The organism is Pseudomonas sp. NC02 (genome assembly GCF_002874965.1).
In the GTDB taxonomy this organism is placed as follows: Bacteria; Pseudomonadota; Gammaproteobacteria; order Pseudomonadales; family Pseudomonadaceae; genus Aquipseudomonas.
Genome location: NZ_CP025624.1, coordinates 2,435,442 through 2,450,204 on the forward strand (window position 1 = coordinate 2,435,442; position 14,763 = coordinate 2,450,204).

Annotated in this window: 14 protein-coding genes; 12 read left to right on the forward strand and 2 right to left on the reverse strand. The window is 64.4% G+C overall.

Features of this window, described 5'->3' with window-relative positions:
* Positions 1-58 precede the first annotated feature (58 nt).
* The 12 genes from C0058_RS11575 to gspD all read left to right on the forward strand — a co-directional run bounded on the left by C0058_RS11575 (position 59) and on the right by gspD (position 12,631).
* Positions 59-2,449: a TonB-dependent receptor gene (locus C0058_RS11575; RefSeq protein ID WP_102368626.1), complete on the forward strand. Its 2,391-nt coding sequence runs from the start codon at positions 59-61 to the stop codon at positions 2,447-2,449.
* A gap of 371 nt (positions 2,450-2,820) precedes the next feature.
* Entirely contained in the window at positions 2,821-4,515 is a 1,695-nt protein-coding gene (gspE, locus tag C0058_RS11580; protein ID WP_168197528.1) for a type II secretion system ATPase GspE, read from the forward strand.
* On the forward strand, positions 4,512-5,714 hold the full coding sequence (gene gspF, locus C0058_RS11585) for a type II secretion system inner membrane protein GspF (RefSeq protein WP_102368628.1): 1,203 nt from the start codon (positions 4,512-4,514) through the stop codon (positions 5,712-5,714). The genes gspE and gspF overlap by 4 nt, the downstream gene beginning before the upstream one ends.
* Before the next feature lie 20 nt (positions 5,715-5,734).
* A complete protein-coding gene (gene gspG / locus C0058_RS11590; protein ID WP_003209911.1) occupies positions 5,735-6,160 on the forward strand; it encodes a type II secretion system major pseudopilin GspG in 426 nt (141 codons plus the stop codon).
* The gene (locus tag C0058_RS11595) at positions 6,160-6,591 is read left to right on the forward strand and encodes a type II secretion system protein (RefSeq protein WP_003209913.1); all 432 of its coding nucleotides are present in this window, start codon (positions 6,160-6,162) and stop codon (positions 6,589-6,591) included. The genes gspG and C0058_RS11595 overlap by 1 nt, the downstream gene beginning before the upstream one ends.
* A complete protein-coding gene (locus C0058_RS11600) occupies positions 6,588-6,956 on the forward strand; it encodes a type II secretion system protein (RefSeq protein WP_008437204.1) in 369 nt (122 codons plus the stop codon). The genes C0058_RS11595 and C0058_RS11600 overlap by 4 nt, the downstream gene beginning before the upstream one ends.
* Positions 6,953-7,570, forward strand: a complete 618-nt coding sequence (locus C0058_RS11605; RefSeq protein ID WP_102368629.1) for a prepilin-type N-terminal cleavage/methylation domain-containing protein — start codon at positions 6,953-6,955, stop codon at positions 7,568-7,570. The genes C0058_RS11600 and C0058_RS11605 overlap by 4 nt, the downstream gene beginning before the upstream one ends.
* Entirely contained in the window at positions 7,567-8,289 is a 723-nt protein-coding gene (locus C0058_RS11610) for a general secretion pathway protein GspK (protein ID WP_102368630.1), read from the forward strand. The genes C0058_RS11605 and C0058_RS11610 overlap by 4 nt, the downstream gene beginning before the upstream one ends.
* Positions 8,286-9,326, forward strand: coding sequence for a PilN domain-containing protein (locus C0058_RS11615; protein WP_102368631.1), 1,041 nt, complete (start codon positions 8,286-8,288; stop codon positions 9,324-9,326). The genes C0058_RS11610 and C0058_RS11615 overlap by 4 nt, the downstream gene beginning before the upstream one ends.
* Complete coding sequence (gspM, locus tag C0058_RS11620) at positions 9,301-9,912, forward strand: type II secretion system protein GspM (RefSeq protein WP_023659000.1); 612 nt, start codon at positions 9,301-9,303, stop codon at positions 9,910-9,912. Before C0058_RS11615 ends, gspM begins: the two co-directional genes overlap by 26 nt.
* Positions 9,909-10,433 (forward strand): general secretion pathway protein GspN, encoded by a 525-nt coding sequence (locus C0058_RS11625; RefSeq protein WP_102368632.1) that lies wholly within the window; start codon positions 9,909-9,911, stop codon positions 10,431-10,433. Before gspM ends, C0058_RS11625 begins: the two co-directional genes overlap by 4 nt.
* Positions 10,430-12,631, forward strand: a complete 2,202-nt coding sequence (gspD, locus tag C0058_RS11630) for a type II secretion system secretin GspD (protein WP_102368633.1) — start codon at positions 10,430-10,432, stop codon at positions 12,629-12,631. The genes C0058_RS11625 and gspD overlap by 4 nt, the downstream gene beginning before the upstream one ends.
* 8 nt (positions 12,632-12,639) lie before the next feature.
* Here gspD and C0058_RS11635 read toward each other — a convergent pair whose 3' ends face one another.
* Positions 12,640-13,302, reverse strand: a complete 663-nt coding sequence (locus C0058_RS11635; protein ID WP_102368634.1) for an RraA family protein — start codon at positions 13,300-13,302, stop codon at positions 12,640-12,642.
* 26 nt (positions 13,303-13,328) lie between these two features.
* The gene (locus C0058_RS11640) at positions 13,329-14,666 is read right to left on the reverse strand and encodes an MFS transporter (protein WP_256344175.1); all 1,338 of its coding nucleotides are present in this window, start codon (positions 14,664-14,666) and stop codon (positions 13,329-13,331) included.
* Between the last annotated feature and the right edge of the window lie 97 nt (positions 14,667-14,763).

The following is a 14,763-nucleotide window of genomic DNA, read 5'->3' on the forward strand; positions in this document are numbered from 1 at the left end:
CTTTTTTTCACGTGACTGGTCATTCCAGGTAAGTGAACAAAATCGAGAGCTTCTTCCAATGCCCGCAATACGCCCGTTGCTGAACCTCAGCCTCATGCTGAGCCTGAGTGCCAGCCCGTTGTTCGTTCCCATCAGCTATGCCGAAGACGGTGCGTCCCGGCGCAGCTACCAGGTGCCGGCCGGCAGCCTGAGCGCCGCGCTGACCCGTTTCGCCGGGCTGGCCGGGGTCAACCTCTCGGTGGACCCGGCGCTGGTCAGCGGCCGCAACAGCAGCGGGTTGTCCGGCGAATACGGCGTCGAAGAAGGTTTCGCGCGCCTGCTCCAGGGCTCCGGCCTGCAACTGCAGCCAATGGGCGAGCAGGCCTATAGGCTGACCCCGATTCCCGAAGGCGGCAGCCTGCAACTGGCGCCCACCTCGATTCTCGGCACCACCGGCGATGCCGGCAGCGAGTCCTTTGCTGGTGGCCAGGTGGCGCGCCGTGGCTCCCAGGGCCTGCTGGGCTCGAAGGACTTCATGGATACCCCGTTCAGCATGACCACCTACACCAGCGCGGCAGTCAAGAACCAACAGGCGCGTACCCTTGGCGACCTGATTGCCAGCGACCCCTCGGTGCGCGCCACCAACCCGGCCGGCGGGCGCTATGAGCAATTCACCATTCGCGGCTTCAGCCTGTTCAACAGTGATATCGCCTACAACGGCCTCTATGGCGTATTGCCGACCTACACCATCGACATGGAAATGGCCGAGCGCGTCGACATCATCAAAGGCCCCAGCCAGTTGATCAACGGCATCTCGCCACGGGGCAGCGTGGGCGGCGGGATCAACGTGGTGCCCAAGCGTGCCACCGACACACCCATCACCTCGCTCACCGGCAGTTGGGCCTCCGACAGCCAGGCGGGCGGAGCCGTGGATATCGGCCGGCGTTTTGGTGAAGACAACCAGTTCGGCCTGCGTTTCAACGGCGTGAAACAGTCCGGCGACACCGCCTGGGATCACCAGAGTGTCGACCGCGAAATGGCCGTGCTGGGCCTGGATTTTCGCGGTGAACGCCTGCGACTCTCCACCGACATCGGTCGTACCGAGCGCGACACCGACGCCCCCCAGGAACGTGTGCAAGTCGGGCCCGACGCCAGGGTGCCGAGTGCCAACGACGTACGCCACAACTACGCGCAGCCCTGGAGCAAGGCAAGCACCAACGACACCTTCGGCACGGTCAACGGCGAGTTTGATCTCAGCGACAACGTAATGCTCTACGGCGGCGTCGGTGCGCGCAAAAGCAACCATGACTTCCTGCGCCATGCAGTGTCGGTGGCCAACAACGCCGGCGATTTCAGCGTGCAGCCCCGCGACTTCACCCGTGATGAAAACGTGCGCACCGCCACGGCGGGCGTGCGCAACTGGTTCCATACCGGCCCGGTGAGCCATGAGGTCAACCTGGCGGCCAGCTACTTCTACATGGACTTCGAAAACGGCGGCGCGCGATATGCGCAGGGTTCAAGCAATATCTACAACCCTGTTGAAACCCCCGCGCCTGGCCGGCCAACGCGATTTGACTCGAAGGTCTACACCGAAAACCGTTTCAGCGGTGTGGCGTTGTCCGACACCCTGGGTTTTTTCGATGACCGGTTGCTGCTGACCCTCGGTGCGCGCTGGCAGCGGGTCAAGGTCGACGACTGGACCGACAACGTCAAAGGCGACACCGCCTACGACGAGGAAAAAATTTCACCGTCCGGCGGCATCCTGTTCAAGGCCACCGACAAGCTCTCGTTGTACGCCAACTACATGGAAGGCCTGAGCCAGGGCAAGGTCGCGCCGTCGGCGTCGGTCAACGATGACGAAATCTTCCCACCGTTCATCAGCCGTCAGGTCGAAGTCGGCGCCAAGTACGACGCCGGTGCGTTCGCGGTGACGGCCGCTGTATTCCGGATCAAGCAGCCGGCCTACGAGACCAACGCCACCACGCTGGTCTTCGGCCCCAATGGCAAGCGCCAGAACGATGGTGTGGAACTCAGCGTGTTCGGCGAGCCGCTCAAGGGTTTCCGCCTGCTGGGCGGGGTGATGTACATCGACAGCGAACTGACCCACACCACCAACGGCACCTACGACGGCAACCGCGCGCCGGCCACGCCCAAGTACAACGTCAACCTGGGCGCGGAGTGGGACGTGCCGACTGTTGAAGGCCTGACCCTGACCAGCCGCGGGATCTATTCCAGCTCGCAGTACCTGGACCAGTCCAACGTCAAGGAAATCGACGCCTGGACGCGGCTTGATGTCGGCGCACGCTACGCCTTCAAGGTCGACGACAAGCACATCACCCTGCGGGCCAATGTCGAGAACGTGGCCGACCGGCGCTACTGGAGTTCGGCCGGTGCCTCGGATGACAGCGAGCCGGGGTTGACCTTGTCGACGCCGCGCACGTATTTACTGTCGGCGACCGTCGACTTCTAGCGGCAATCGCGCCACAGGGAAGTGGCACTCTTGTGCAGTTCAAAATTAAACGACGAGAAGTTCAATGATTAGTACTGTTGCAGTGGGCTGGCTATTTGCAATCGTGAACTAAGCATCAATATGTTAGTCGATGTGTTTAACAAGATTTTATGAATTGTGGCGAACTAATGGCCTTGGTCAGTAGTTCTAAAAGGCCATGATTTGCCACGGCTGTCCTGCACATCGCTTGTGTGCAGGGTCTTGATCTTGTTCAAGGCGCCGCTGGGACTAGTTGTTGTTTCTGCACCCTTGGAAACAGCCTCTTCAACTAGTTGTTCAGAATGGTGCAGATGTCTCAACCGATACCGTCAATGCCCATCGATGCATGCCGAATGCAGATTCCGGATGCCGAACAAGTGTGCGCGTGGCTGATGCGAAAAGCCGGTCTGAAAACCGTCGACCTGGAACGTGCTCGACGGTTATCCCAGGAATCCGACGACCCCGAACTGCTCGGCCTGCTGACGCGCCTGGGGCTGGTTTCCGAAGTGGAACTGGCGCGGGCCTGGGCCGATTTGCTCGGCGCGCCGTTGCTGCTGGCCGATGCCGCACCGCCCGTGCTCGACCCGCTGCCGGCGCTGACCGAACGCTTCATGCGCCATTACCAGGTGGTGCCGGTAGGCTGGAGCCACGGTGGTGTGCGGGTGTTGGCGGCCAACCCGGCGCTGCTGTATCCGTTCCAGGCCCTGGCGTACGCGTGCGGCGTGCCGGTGTGGCTGGCGGTCGGGCCGCGCAACGAAGTCGAAACCCTGATCGAGCGTTACTACGGCCAGGGCCGTTCCGCCATGGGCACCCTGATCGAAAACCTCGACGAACAAGGCGGCGCCCTGGAAGACATCGAACACCTCAAGGACATGGCCTCCGAAGCCCCGGTGATTCGCCTGGTCAACCTGATCCTGCAACGGGCCGTGGAGCACCGCGCCTCGGACATCCATATCGAACCCTTTGAAAACCAGCTCAAGGTGCGCTACCGCATCGACGGTGTGCTGCATGAAGCGGAAGCGCCGCCGGCGAGTTCCTCGGCGGCGGTGATTTCCCGGGTCAAGATCATGGCGCGCCTCGACATCGCCGAGCGCCGCCTGCCGCAGGACGGCCGGATCATGTTGCGCATCCAGGGCAAGGAACTGGACCTGCGGGTATCTACGGTGCCCACCAGTTTTGGCGAGTCGGTGGTGATGCGCCTGCTGGACCGCCAGACCGTGCAGTTCGATTTCCAGAGCCTGGGCTTTGATGGCCAGCGCCTGGCAACCTTTCTTGAAGTGCTCGAGCGGCCCCACGGCATCCTGCTGGTCACCGGGCCCACCGGCTCGGGTAAAACCACCACGCTCTATACCGCGTTGTCGCGGCTCAATACCGCCGAGCGCAAGATCATCACTGTCGAAGACCCGGTGGAATACCAGCTGGAAGGCATCAACCAGATCCAGGTCAAACCCGCCATTGGGCTGGACTTCGCCGGCGCGCTGCGCTCCATCGTGCGCCAGGACCCGGACGTGATCATGATCGGTGAAATCCGCGACCTCGAAACCTGCCGCATCGCCATCCAGTCTTCCCTGACCGGCCACCTGGTGCTCTCGACCCTGCACACCAACAGTGCCGCAGCAAGTATCACGCGCCTGCTGGACATGGGGGTGGAGAGCTACCTGATCGCCTCGACCGTCAATGGCATCCTCGCGCAGCGCCTGGTGCGCCGCCTCGACCTGGCGACCCGCGAGGCGTTCGAAGCCCCGCCGGAGCTGATCGAGGAACACGGCCTCGACCGCTTCACCGAGCAGCGCCCGATCCTGCTTTACCGGCCTCGCGCCAACGCCGCCGGCGGCGGTTACCACGGCCGCAGTGCAATCACCGAATTGCTGGTGATGAATGACGAACTGCGCAGCTTGTTGATGCGCCAGGCCGACGCCGCGACCCTCGAACAGGCCGCCCGCCGTGGTGGCTTGCGCACCCTGCATGAAGAAGGCCTGCGCCAGGCGGTGGCCGGTGTCACGTCCCTTGAAGAAGTGTTGCGCGTCACCCGTGGAGAGGGCGCGTGAGCCTGTTCAAATACCGTGCCCTGGACAGCCAGGGCGTCGCGCAGAACGGCACCCTCGAAGCGAAGGACCAGGCCGCCGCCGTCGCTGCGCTGCACAAGCGTGGCCTGCTGCTATTGCACATCGATGCCGCCGGTGCCCAAGGGCTGCGCAATGCCTTCGGGCGCGGCCAGTTGAATGGCGCGGCGCTGGTCAGTTTTACCCAGCAACTGGCCACCCTGCTGGGCGCGGGCCAACCGCTGGAGCGCTCGCTGGGCATCCTGCTCAAGCAGCCCGGCCAGCCGCAGACCCGGGCACTGATCGAGCGTATCCGCGAGCACGTCAAGGCCGGCAAGCCATTGTCGGCAGCGCTGGAAGAGGAGGGCAGCCAATTTTCGCCGCTGTACCTGAGCATGGTGCGTGCCGGTGAGGCGGGCGGTGCGCTGGAGAACACCCTGCGCCAACTCAGTGACTACCTGGAACGCAGCCAGTTATTGAGAGGCGAGGTGATCAACGCGCTGATCTATCCCGCCTTCCTGGTGGTGGGCGTGCTCGGTTCCCTGGCGCTGTTGCTGGCTTACGTGGTGCCGCAGTTTGTGCCGATCTTCAAGGATCTGGGCGTGCCGATTCCGTTGATCACCGAAGTGATCCTGGGCCTTGGGCAGTTCCTCGGCGCCCATGGCCTGGCGGTACTCGCCGGGTTGATCGTGACGGTCTGGGCCCTGGCGGCACGCCTGCGCAACCCACGACACCGCGAGCAGTACGACCGGCGCGTGCTGGGTATCCGCGTTATCGGCCCGCTGTTGCAGCGGGTCGAAGCCGCACGCCTGGCACGCATCCTCGGCACCTTGCTGAGCAACGACGTGGCGCTGCTGCAAGCGCTGGTGATCGCGCGCCAGGTCTGCACCAACCGTGCCTTGCAGGCACAAGTGGCCCAGGCCGCCGAGTCGGTGAAAGGCGGCGGCACCCTGGCCAGTGCATTTGGCAGCCAACCGCTGCTGCCGGACCTGGCCCTGCAAATGATTGAAGTCGGCGAACAGGCCGGTGAACTGGACAGCATGCTGCTCAAGGTCGCCGACGTGTTCGACGTCGAAGCCAAGCGCGGCATCGACCGCCTGCTCGCCGCCCTGGTGCCGTCCCTGACGGTGGTCATGGCGGTGCTGGTGGCGGTGATCATGCTCGCGATCATGCTGCCGCTGATGAGCCTGACCAGCAATATATGAAGACCCAAGGAAGCAAGCCGATGCGCCATACCCGTTTCAAACCCGCCCGCCGCCAAGGCGGTTTCACCTTGCTGGAAATGCTCGCGGTGATTGTGTTGCTGGGCATCGTCGCCACCATCGTGGTGCGCCAGGTGGGCGGCAACGTCGACAAGGGCAAATACGGCGCGGGCAAGGCGCAACTGGCCAGCCTGAGCATGAAGATCGAGAGCTACGGCCTGGACGTCGGCTCGCCACCCAAGACCCTCCAGCAATTGGTCGACAAGCCCGGCAACACCGCCGGCTGGGCCGGACCGTACGCCAAGCCCTCAGACCTCAAGGACCCGTTCGGCCATGCCTTCGGCTATCGCTTCCCCGGTGAACATGGCGCCTTCGACCTGATCTTCTACGGTCAGGACGGCCAGCCCGGCGGCGAAGGCTACAGCGCCGACCTGGGCAACTGGGAATAATGCCGGCCCTCCAACGCGGCTTTACCCTGCTGGAGATGCTGGTGGTGATCGTGTTGATCAGCATCGCGGCCGGGTTGGTGGGATTTGGCCTGCAACAAGGCCTGCGGGTAGCGAAAGAGCGCCAGGTGGTCGGGCAGATGGTGGATGCCCTGCGCAGCACACGGGCACGGGCGATTGTCAGCGGCAGGTCGGCCAAGACCGTCTTCGACTTGGCCCGGCTGAGCTTTCAGGCGCCGGGGCAACCCATCAAGCACTGGCCGGCCGATCTGCAAGTGACCCTGCACACCGCCGAACACGCAGGCGCTGCGGTGGAGTTTTACCCCGACGGCAGCTCTACCGGCGGCAACCTGTTATTGGCCAATGGCACGCGACGCTGGCGCATCGACGTCGGCTGGCTGACCGGCAGCGTGCAGTCCAGGGCATTGCCATGAAGCGTCAGTCGGGTTTCACCTTGCTGGAAATGCTCGCAGCGCTGACCCTCATGGCGATCTGCAGCACGGTGTTGCTGGTCGCGTTCGGCCAAAGCGCGCGCTCGTTGTTGCAGGTGGCCCACAGCGACCGCCTGACCCATACCGCCTTGAGCGTGATGGATCAGGAGGCGTCGGGGCCCCTGGCCAGTGGCGTGCGCGAGGGCGAGCTGGACGGCATTGCCTGGCAACTGCGCGTCGCCCAGCAGCCCACCCGCATCGGTCAGCCACATTTGTTTCGCCTTGATCTCAGCGTCAGCGAAGGTCCGCGCCGCGCAAATTTCAGTACCTTGAAACTGCGCGCCAGCCGCGACGGGAGCCTCCAGTGAAGCAGCAGCGGGGCTTCACGTTGCTCGAAATCATGATCGTGCTCAGCCTGCTGGGCGTGTTGTTGGCCCTGGTGGGCGGCGCGCTCCTGGGAGCCAACCGTGCAGTACTCAAGGCGCAGCGCTACACCGTCAACCTGGATGAAAGTCGCGCCGCGCAACAGTTCCTGCGCACTTCCATCAGCGAGGCGCTGCCCCTGGACGTGACCGAGGACGACAGCCAGACCAACGGCTTTTTTGTCGGCGCTCCCCAGCGCCTGCAATACGTCGCGACCTTGCCGGGCGTGCTCGGCGGCGGTATCCAGCGTTTCACCTTGCAGTTGACCGAGCGCGAGTTGCAGGTGGCGTTCGCACGGTTTGAGTCCAATGCCCAAGTGAGCGTGCCGGCCACCCGCAGCGAACCGCAGGTGTTGCTGAAGAACGTCGAGGATCTGCAATTCAGCTATCGCGGCCTGTCGCCCAAGGGCCAGGCCACCGGTTGGATCAGTGACTGGCCGTGGACCAAACGCCTGCCTTATGCGGTACGCATTGCAGCACAAGTCAACGGACCGGTGCCGTGGGTCACCCAAGTGGTTGCCCTGCGGCTGAACCTCTCTAGCGGAGCATCAGGCGAATGAAGCGTCAGCGCGGCGTTGCATTGCTGCTGGTGCTGTGGGTACTGGCGTTGCTCAGCTTGCTGCTGGGCGGCCTGGCCGGTTGGGTACAACTGGAAAGCCGCCAGGCCCTGTGGCATCGCCAGCATACCCAGGCGCTGCTGGCGGCGGAGGCGGGCGTGGCGTTGGCCATGCAGGCCCTGGCCGACCCGCTGCAACGCAAGCAATGGATCGCCGACGGCCGCGAAATGCCCCTGGTATTTGATGACGCACAGCTTCACGTGAGCCTGCACAGCGAGCGCGGCAAGCTGTATTTGAACAGCGCCGAGGCCGCTGACTTTGCCCGCCTGGCCCTGGCCTGCGGCGCCACCCAGGCCCAGGCCAGCCGGCTCGCCAGGGACCTGGAAATGCGGCGCAACGCAGGCCTGGCGCCGTTCCGCGTGGTGGAGGAAGTGCGGCAATTGCCCGGCATGACCCAGGCGCTGTACAGCCGGCTCACCCCGGAAATCAGTTTGTGGAGTGGCCTCGACCGGCCCGATCCCGCCTTCGCCAGCCCCTTGATGCGCCAGGCGCTGAACCTGCCCCGGCAGAGCGCGGTAGGGGCCGACCCCGGTGACGTGCTGGTGATCGACAGCCGCGCACAACGCCCCGGCGGTTACCACGCCCGGTTACGAACCACGGTTTTATTGAGCCCATCGGAGGGAAGCGCACAACCTTATCGGGTGCTGCGTTGGCAAGAATGAATCCAAACCTTTCGGCGCCAGTGGCGCGCCTTCAACAGCTGGCCGAACCGCTCACCCGGCGCTGGCGCGGCAGCTTGCTGCAAGTGGGCTGGCGTCTGTGGCTCAAGGAGCTGCGTGGCTGCCTGCCGGCGTGGCTGTCGGTCCGTGACATCCCCGAGCACCGCTACCACTGGCCGTTGACCGGGCCGGTGGCAAAACCTGCCGACGAGGTGCGCCAGGTGCTGGTGCTCGCGCCCTCGGCGGTGTTGCTGCAAACCCTGCAACTGCCCCTGGCGGCCGCGCGCAACCTGTCGACCGTGGTGGGTTATGAGCTGGACCGCTTTACCCCGTTCGAGGCTGAACAGTTGTACTTCGTGGCCCGTCAGGAACGGCGCACCGCCACGCATGTGCAGGTGACCCTGGTGGCCATCCTGCGGGAGCGCCTGGATCAAGTCCTGTTGGACTGCGCTGCCCTCGGCTTGCAGCCCCATGCGGTGGATGTGGACGGGCCAATGGGCATCGACCTGCTGCCGGCGCCGTTGCGCCCACGCCAGCGCCCGGCCGGGAAGGGCTTGCAACGCAGCCTGCCCTGGCTGTGCGGCGCCTTGCTGATTGCCGCGATGCTGCTGTGGCTCAACGACCGCCAGCGGGTGCTCGACGTCATGCAGGCGCAGGTGCAACAACAGAAAGCCCAGGTCGCCGAGGTCCAGAGCCTGCGCCAGCAACTGCTCAATACCCGTGGCGCCGCGCAGTACCTGATTCGCCGCAAGTCGGCACAACCGCCGTTGGCGGCGTTGCTCAACGAGCTGACCGCCTGCCTGCCCGCCGATACCTGGATCGACCAGTTGGACGTCAACAACGGCGCCGACGTGTCCTTCTCCGGGCAAAGCGCCAAGGCGAGTGCCCTGATCACTCGGATCAAGGCGTGCCACAGCCTGGAAAACCCCCAGTTCGAAGGGGTGATCCAACCCGATGCGCAAACCGGCAAGGATCAGTTTTCCCTGCGCGCCCACTTGCACCAGGAGGCCGCCGATGCGCCGACCACTGACACCCCGTGAGCGTCGCGGCGCCGCCTTGCTGGTCCTGGCGCTGGTGCTGGGCGGCGGTTACTGGCTGCTGATCGACAGCTGGTTCGCCGGGCCATTGCGTGCCATGGGCGAGCAGGCCGAACAGCTGCGCGAACAACAGCAACGCTATGCGGGCCTGCTGCACCAGGGTGCCGCCTTGCGTGAGCAACTGGAGCAAGCCCGCCAGGACCCGGCCAGCAGCACCAGCCTGTTGCCGGGGGATGACCCCAGCGCCGTGGCGGCGGACCTGATGCAGCGCATCGCCGACCTGATCAACAGCCGCGCCGGCCTCGGCGGCGGCTGCAGCCTGACCCAGCGCATGCCCATCACCCCGGAGCAGGACGACACCGAGCCCTATCGCCAGGTCAAAGTCAGCCTGACCCTCAACTGCGCCATCGAACCCTTGACTGCGATCCTGCATGAGCTGGAGTACCAGCGACCGTTCCTGTTCGTGGATGAAATGAGCGTCCGTCGCGGGCCGAATGCCCCCGCCAGCGGCGGTGCCGGAAAGCTGGTGGTGCACCTGTTGGTGCGCGGTTATCTGCAACCGGCAGCCGCCACGCAGGCCCGCCGATGATCAATTCATTGCGCCCCCTCGAGTGGGTGTTGCTCGGTGTGGCCGGGCTGCTGGGCCTGCTGATGGTGGGCATCTTGAGCAGCATCGGCGATGCGCCGCAGTGGCTGGATGAGCCTGCCTCCGCCGTGCGCGCCAATGCTTCGGCGAAGGTTCACGTGGCCCCGAGTGCGACCCTGGAAAGCCTCGCCGGCACCTGGCAGGCGCCGCTGTTCAGCCCCGACCGCAGCCCCGATGCCGCCGTTGGCCAGGCCGAGATTTCCAGCCTGTCGAGCCTGAAGCTGACCGGCGTGCTGCTCGACGGCGACCTGCGCGTCGCGCTGCTCAAGCGTGCCGACGGCCCGCCGCTCAAAATCCATCAAGGCCAGACCCTGCCCAACGGCTGGCGCCTGGAACACCTGACACCGCTGCACGCCCGTTTTGTGCTGGATGGCCGCACGCAAACCCTGAGCCTCAGCGTTCCGCGTTTGCCGCCGCCGTCCACCACACCACCGATTTCCCTTCCTCACGAGCCCGCCCCTTGATCGATACTTCCCCTAGCGCCTTGCGCACCAGTGTGTTTTGCCTGGCCACCGCCGTCGCCTTGGGCGGCTGTGGGTCATTCCCCGATCACCTCGACCCGGACGATGCCTTGCTTCACGAGGCGATGCAGGGCACCGGTTCGCAACGGCCGCCCGTGGACCCGGCCAGCGAGTCGCCTGCGGCCGACAGCCGCCAACCCCAGGCGCCTACGCCGCCCCAGCGCCAGTTGATTCGCGGTAACCAGCAGTTCGTGCGCCAGCCCGCACCTGCGCCGGCGGTCAAGGATGAAGCCAGCGGCGACATCGTGTTCAACTTCGCCGACCAGCCGATTGAGGCGGTGATCAACAGCGTCATGGGCGACCTGCTGCACGAGAACTACAGCATCGCCCAGGGTGTGAAAGGCAACGTAAGCTTCTCCACCTCAAAGCCGGTGAGCAAGCAGCAGGCGCTGTCGATCCTCGAAACCCTGTTGTCCTGGACCGATAACGCGATGATCCGCCAGGGCCAGCGCTACGTGATCCTGCCCGCCAACCAGGCGGTGGCGGGCAAGCTGGTGCCGGAAATGAGCGTGTCGCAACCCTCCAGCGGGCTCTCGGCCCGGCTGTTTCCGCTGCGCTATATCTCGGCCACGGAAATGCAGAAACTGCTCAAGCCGTTCGCCCGGGAAAACGCATTCCTGCTGGTGGACCCGGCGCGCAACGTGCTGAGCCTGGCCGGTACGCCGGATGAGTTGGCTAACTATCAGGACACCATCGACACCTTCGACGTCGATTGGCTCAAGGGGATGTCGGTGGGGGTGTTCGGTTTGCAACGGGCCTCGGTGGCCGAGTTGATGCCCGAGCTGCAAAAAATGTTTGGCCCCGACAGCGGCATGCCCCTGGCGGGCATGGTGCGCTTCCTGCCCATCGAGCGGACCAATTCGGTGGTGGCGATCTCGTCCCAGCCGCAGTACCTCAGTGAAGTTGGCGACTGGATTCACACCATAGATGAAGGCGGCGGCAACGAGCCGCAGATGTACGTCTACGACGTGCGCAACATGAAGGCCACGGACCTCGCCAAATACCTGCGGCAGATCTACGGCACCGGCGCGATCAAGGACGATGCGCCGGCCAAGGTGGCGCCGGGGCTGCGCACGGCGACCTTGTCGTCACTCAACACCAGCGGCGGCACCTCGGGTGGCTTGAACAACAGCAGCAATAGCCCGCCCGTCAGTGACGATGAGGACCAGGCCCCGGCCGCCACTGAAGACACTGAAAACGCCGAGCCAGGCCCCGCCCCCAAAAGCCTCGATGCCGGCACCCGGATCACCGCGCAAAAAAGCAGTAACCAGTTGCTGGTACGCACCCGACCGGTGCAGTGGAAGGAGATCGAATCGGCGATCAAGCGCCTCGACAACCCGCCGCTGCAAGTGCAGATCGAGACGCGCATCCTCGAAGTCAAACTCACCGGCGAACTGGACCTCGGGGTGCAATGGTACCTGGGCCGCCTGGCGGGCAACTCCACCAGCACCACGGTAGCCAATACCCCTGGCAGCCAGGGCGCCCTGGGTGGCGGCGGTGCGGGATTGGGCGCGGATTCGCTGTTCTATTCCTTCGTCAGCTCCAACCTGCAAGTGGCCTTGCACGCCCTGGAAACCAACGGCCGCACCCAGGTGCTGTCGGCGCCATCGCTGGTGGTGATGAACAACCAGCCGGCGCAGATCCAGGTGGGGGACAACATCCCCATCAGCCAGACCACGGTCAACACCGGCAACGCCGACAGCACCTTGAGCAGCGTCGAATACGTGCAGACCGGGGTGATCCTCGACGTGGTGCCGCGCATCAACCCGGGCGGCCTGGTGTACATGGACATCCAGCAACAGGTCAGCGACGCCGAGAACCAAACCACCAACAGCAGTGACACGCCCAACAACCCGCGTATCTCCACGCGCTCGGTGTCGACCCAGGTGGCGGTGCAAAGCGGCCAGACCGTGTTGCTCGGTGGGTTGATCAAGCAGGACAACACGGAGAGCGTCAGCGCCGTGCCGTACCTGGGGAAAATCCCCGGGCTGCGCTGGTTGTTTGGCAACACCAGCAAGTCCAGGGATCGCACCGAGTTGATCGTGCTGATCACGCCGAAGGTGATCACCAGCAGCGGTCAGGCGCGGCAGGTGACGGATGACTACCGCCAGCAGATGCAGCTGTTGCGACCGGCCAACTGAAGGACCTTTCAGCCCTTGCGTTGCAGGGTGTGATAACCCAGCGCCGCCCGTGCTTCACGCAGGGATTTGCCTTCATCGAGCAGCGTCCGGATACGCGCTTCCACCGCTTCAATCGAGCGTGCACAGGCTGCCACTTCATGGGCCCGCTCGCGCGGCACGATCACCACGCCATTGGCGTCGGCGACCACGATGTCCCGGGCGCACACCCGGGCCTGGCCGATGGACACCGGCTGGTTTACTGCTTCCACTTCAACCCGGTCCTTGCCCGTGCGCATGAACCGGCCCTTGGTGAACAGCGGGTAGCCGTCGCCCAGGGCCTTGCTCACGTCGCGGCACACGCCATCGATCACCGTCGCGGCGATCCGCTGGCTGCCGGCGTACTGGGTCATGATGTCGCCCCACACCGTGCAGTCGGTGCGTCCGTCATTGTCGATCACCACCACATCGCCTTCGGCCACGTCATCGATAAAGTCGCCTACGGTGCCCGGCGGGGTGCTGGCGCTGACGTAGCGCACCGTGAAGGCCGGGCCGACCACCACCTGGCGATAGTTGTCCAGGGGCATGATTCCCAGGCATTGGCCGGGCAGGCCTAGCTTGTCCAGGGCGTCGGACACGCCCGGGGTGTCCAGGCCGGCAAACAGGGCAACCAATTCTTGGTCTTGGGGTGACATGGATAACTCCTCGTGGTGGTGACAAATCAGGTCGGGTGGCTGGAGGCCGGGCGGGGCTCGGCAATGGTCAGCAAAATGATGAAGCTGATGAACGAGCCGATCGCCAGCCAGGCAAATACGTAGTTCCAGCCGTAGTTGTCCAGCAGCAGGCCGGTGATGAAGGGTGTGGCGGCGGCGCCCAACTGGCCGATCATGTTCACGATGGCGTTGGAGATCGGGAAGGTCTTCTTGGTGGTCAGGCCCATCGGGTAGACCATGTAGGACGAGAAGCCGAGGCTCAGCACCACGCCGGTCAGCATCAGCAGCAAGCCGTAGGGCAGGGGCTCGGCCGGTGAATTGATCAGCAGGTACATCATCAACGAGGTGCCGACCGCCGACAGCAACATGCCCGGCTTGCGGCGCCCGCCCATCAGGCGGTCCGAGCAGAAACCGCCCAGCAGGTTGCCCAGCACCGCGCCCACCCAGGGCGCTGCCGAGACCAGGCCCATGTTCATGATCGAAAACTGCTTGACGGTCATCAGGTAGGTGGGAATCCACGCCAGCAGCACGCTGGAGACACCGAGCTGGAAGCAGTAGCTGGTGGCGCACCCCCAGATATTCCATGAGGTGAAAACCTGACGGTTGGTTTCCAGGGGCTTTTCATCGCGGGTGCGGATCACCCGGTCGAGCTTTTTCACCCACGCCGGCGTCTTGTGCACACGGGCGGTCTGGGCGATTGCGGTGTCTTCGACGATGTATTGAAGTTCGGCCTGGTTGACGAAGCGGCTGCGGGACGGATGGTCGGTGACCATGAAGTACCAGACCACCGCCAGCACGATGCCCGGGATCGCAAAGAAGTAGAAAATCTCGCGCCAGCCCCATACCGAAATGATCACGGCACACAGCGGCGGCACGATCACCGGTCCGAACTTCACGGCCGACAGAAAGATCCCCGACGCGGTGCCTTTTTCCCGTGCCGGAAACCAGTTATTGATGGTGGTGGTCATGCTGATGGGCAGCGGGCCTTCGGCGATGCCCAGGCCCAGGCGATAGAGTTTCAGCGCCAGCAGTGAGCTGGCGGTGCCTACCAGGCCGGTCAGCAACGAGGTCAGCACCATGGCCCCCGGCAGGATCCGGCTGACGCCAAAGCGCCCGAAGGCAAAGCCCGACGGCAGTTGTGCCAGGGCGTAAGCCAGCAGGAACAGGCTGACCAGGCCACCGGCCTGGGCGTTGCTCATTGCAAATTCCTGGCGAATGAACGGCAGCGCCACGCCGAGGTTGGCCCGGTCGGCGGCGGCCACGGTGTAGATCAGGAAAATCAGCGCAGCAACCACCCAGCGGTATTGGCTGCGCACAGCGGGTTTTATGACTTCAGGCATAGACATGGGGGCGGACCTTGTTGTTGTGAGTGTTGTCCTGTTCGGCCTTAATCTTAAGAAGGGGCGCACGCCACCATTAGCGATATTTATCTATGTGAACTCA

Bases quoted from the DNA above. Each gene is read 5' to 3' on its own strand.
- C0058_RS11575 (WP_102368626.1), top strand. From the start codon at position 59: ATGCCCGCAATACGCCCGTTGCTGAACCTCAGCCTCATGCTGAGCCTG.
- gspE (WP_168197528.1), top strand. From the start codon at position 2,821: ATGCAGATTCCGGATGCCGAACAAGTGTGCGCGTGGCTGATGCGAAAA.
- gspG (WP_003209911.1), top strand. From the start codon at position 5,735: ATGCGCCATACCCGTTTCAAACCCGCCCGCCGCCAAGGCGGTTTCACC.
- C0058_RS11595 (WP_003209913.1), top strand. From the start codon at position 6,160: ATGCCGGCCCTCCAACGCGGCTTTACCCTGCTGGAGATGCTGGTGGTG.
- C0058_RS11600 (WP_008437204.1), top strand. From the start codon at position 6,588: ATGAAGCGTCAGTCGGGTTTCACCTTGCTGGAAATGCTCGCAGCGCTG.
- C0058_RS11610 (WP_102368630.1), top strand. From the start codon at position 7,567: ATGAAGCGTCAGCGCGGCGTTGCATTGCTGCTGGTGCTGTGGGTACTG.
- C0058_RS11615 (WP_102368631.1), top strand. From the start codon at position 8,286: ATGAATCCAAACCTTTCGGCGCCAGTGGCGCGCCTTCAACAGCTGGCC.
- gspM (WP_023659000.1), top strand. From the start codon at position 9,301: ATGCGCCGACCACTGACACCCCGTGAGCGTCGCGGCGCCGCCTTGCTG.
- C0058_RS11625 (WP_102368632.1), top strand. From the start codon at position 9,909: ATGATCAATTCATTGCGCCCCCTCGAGTGGGTGTTGCTCGGTGTGGCC.
- C0058_RS11635 (WP_102368634.1), bottom strand. From the start codon at position 13,302: ATGTCACCCCAAGACCAAGAATTGGTTGCCCTGTTTGCCGGCCTGGAC.
- C0058_RS11640 (WP_256344175.1), bottom strand. From the start codon at position 14,666: ATGTCTATGCCTGAAGTCATAAAACCCGCTGTGCGCAGCCAATACCGC.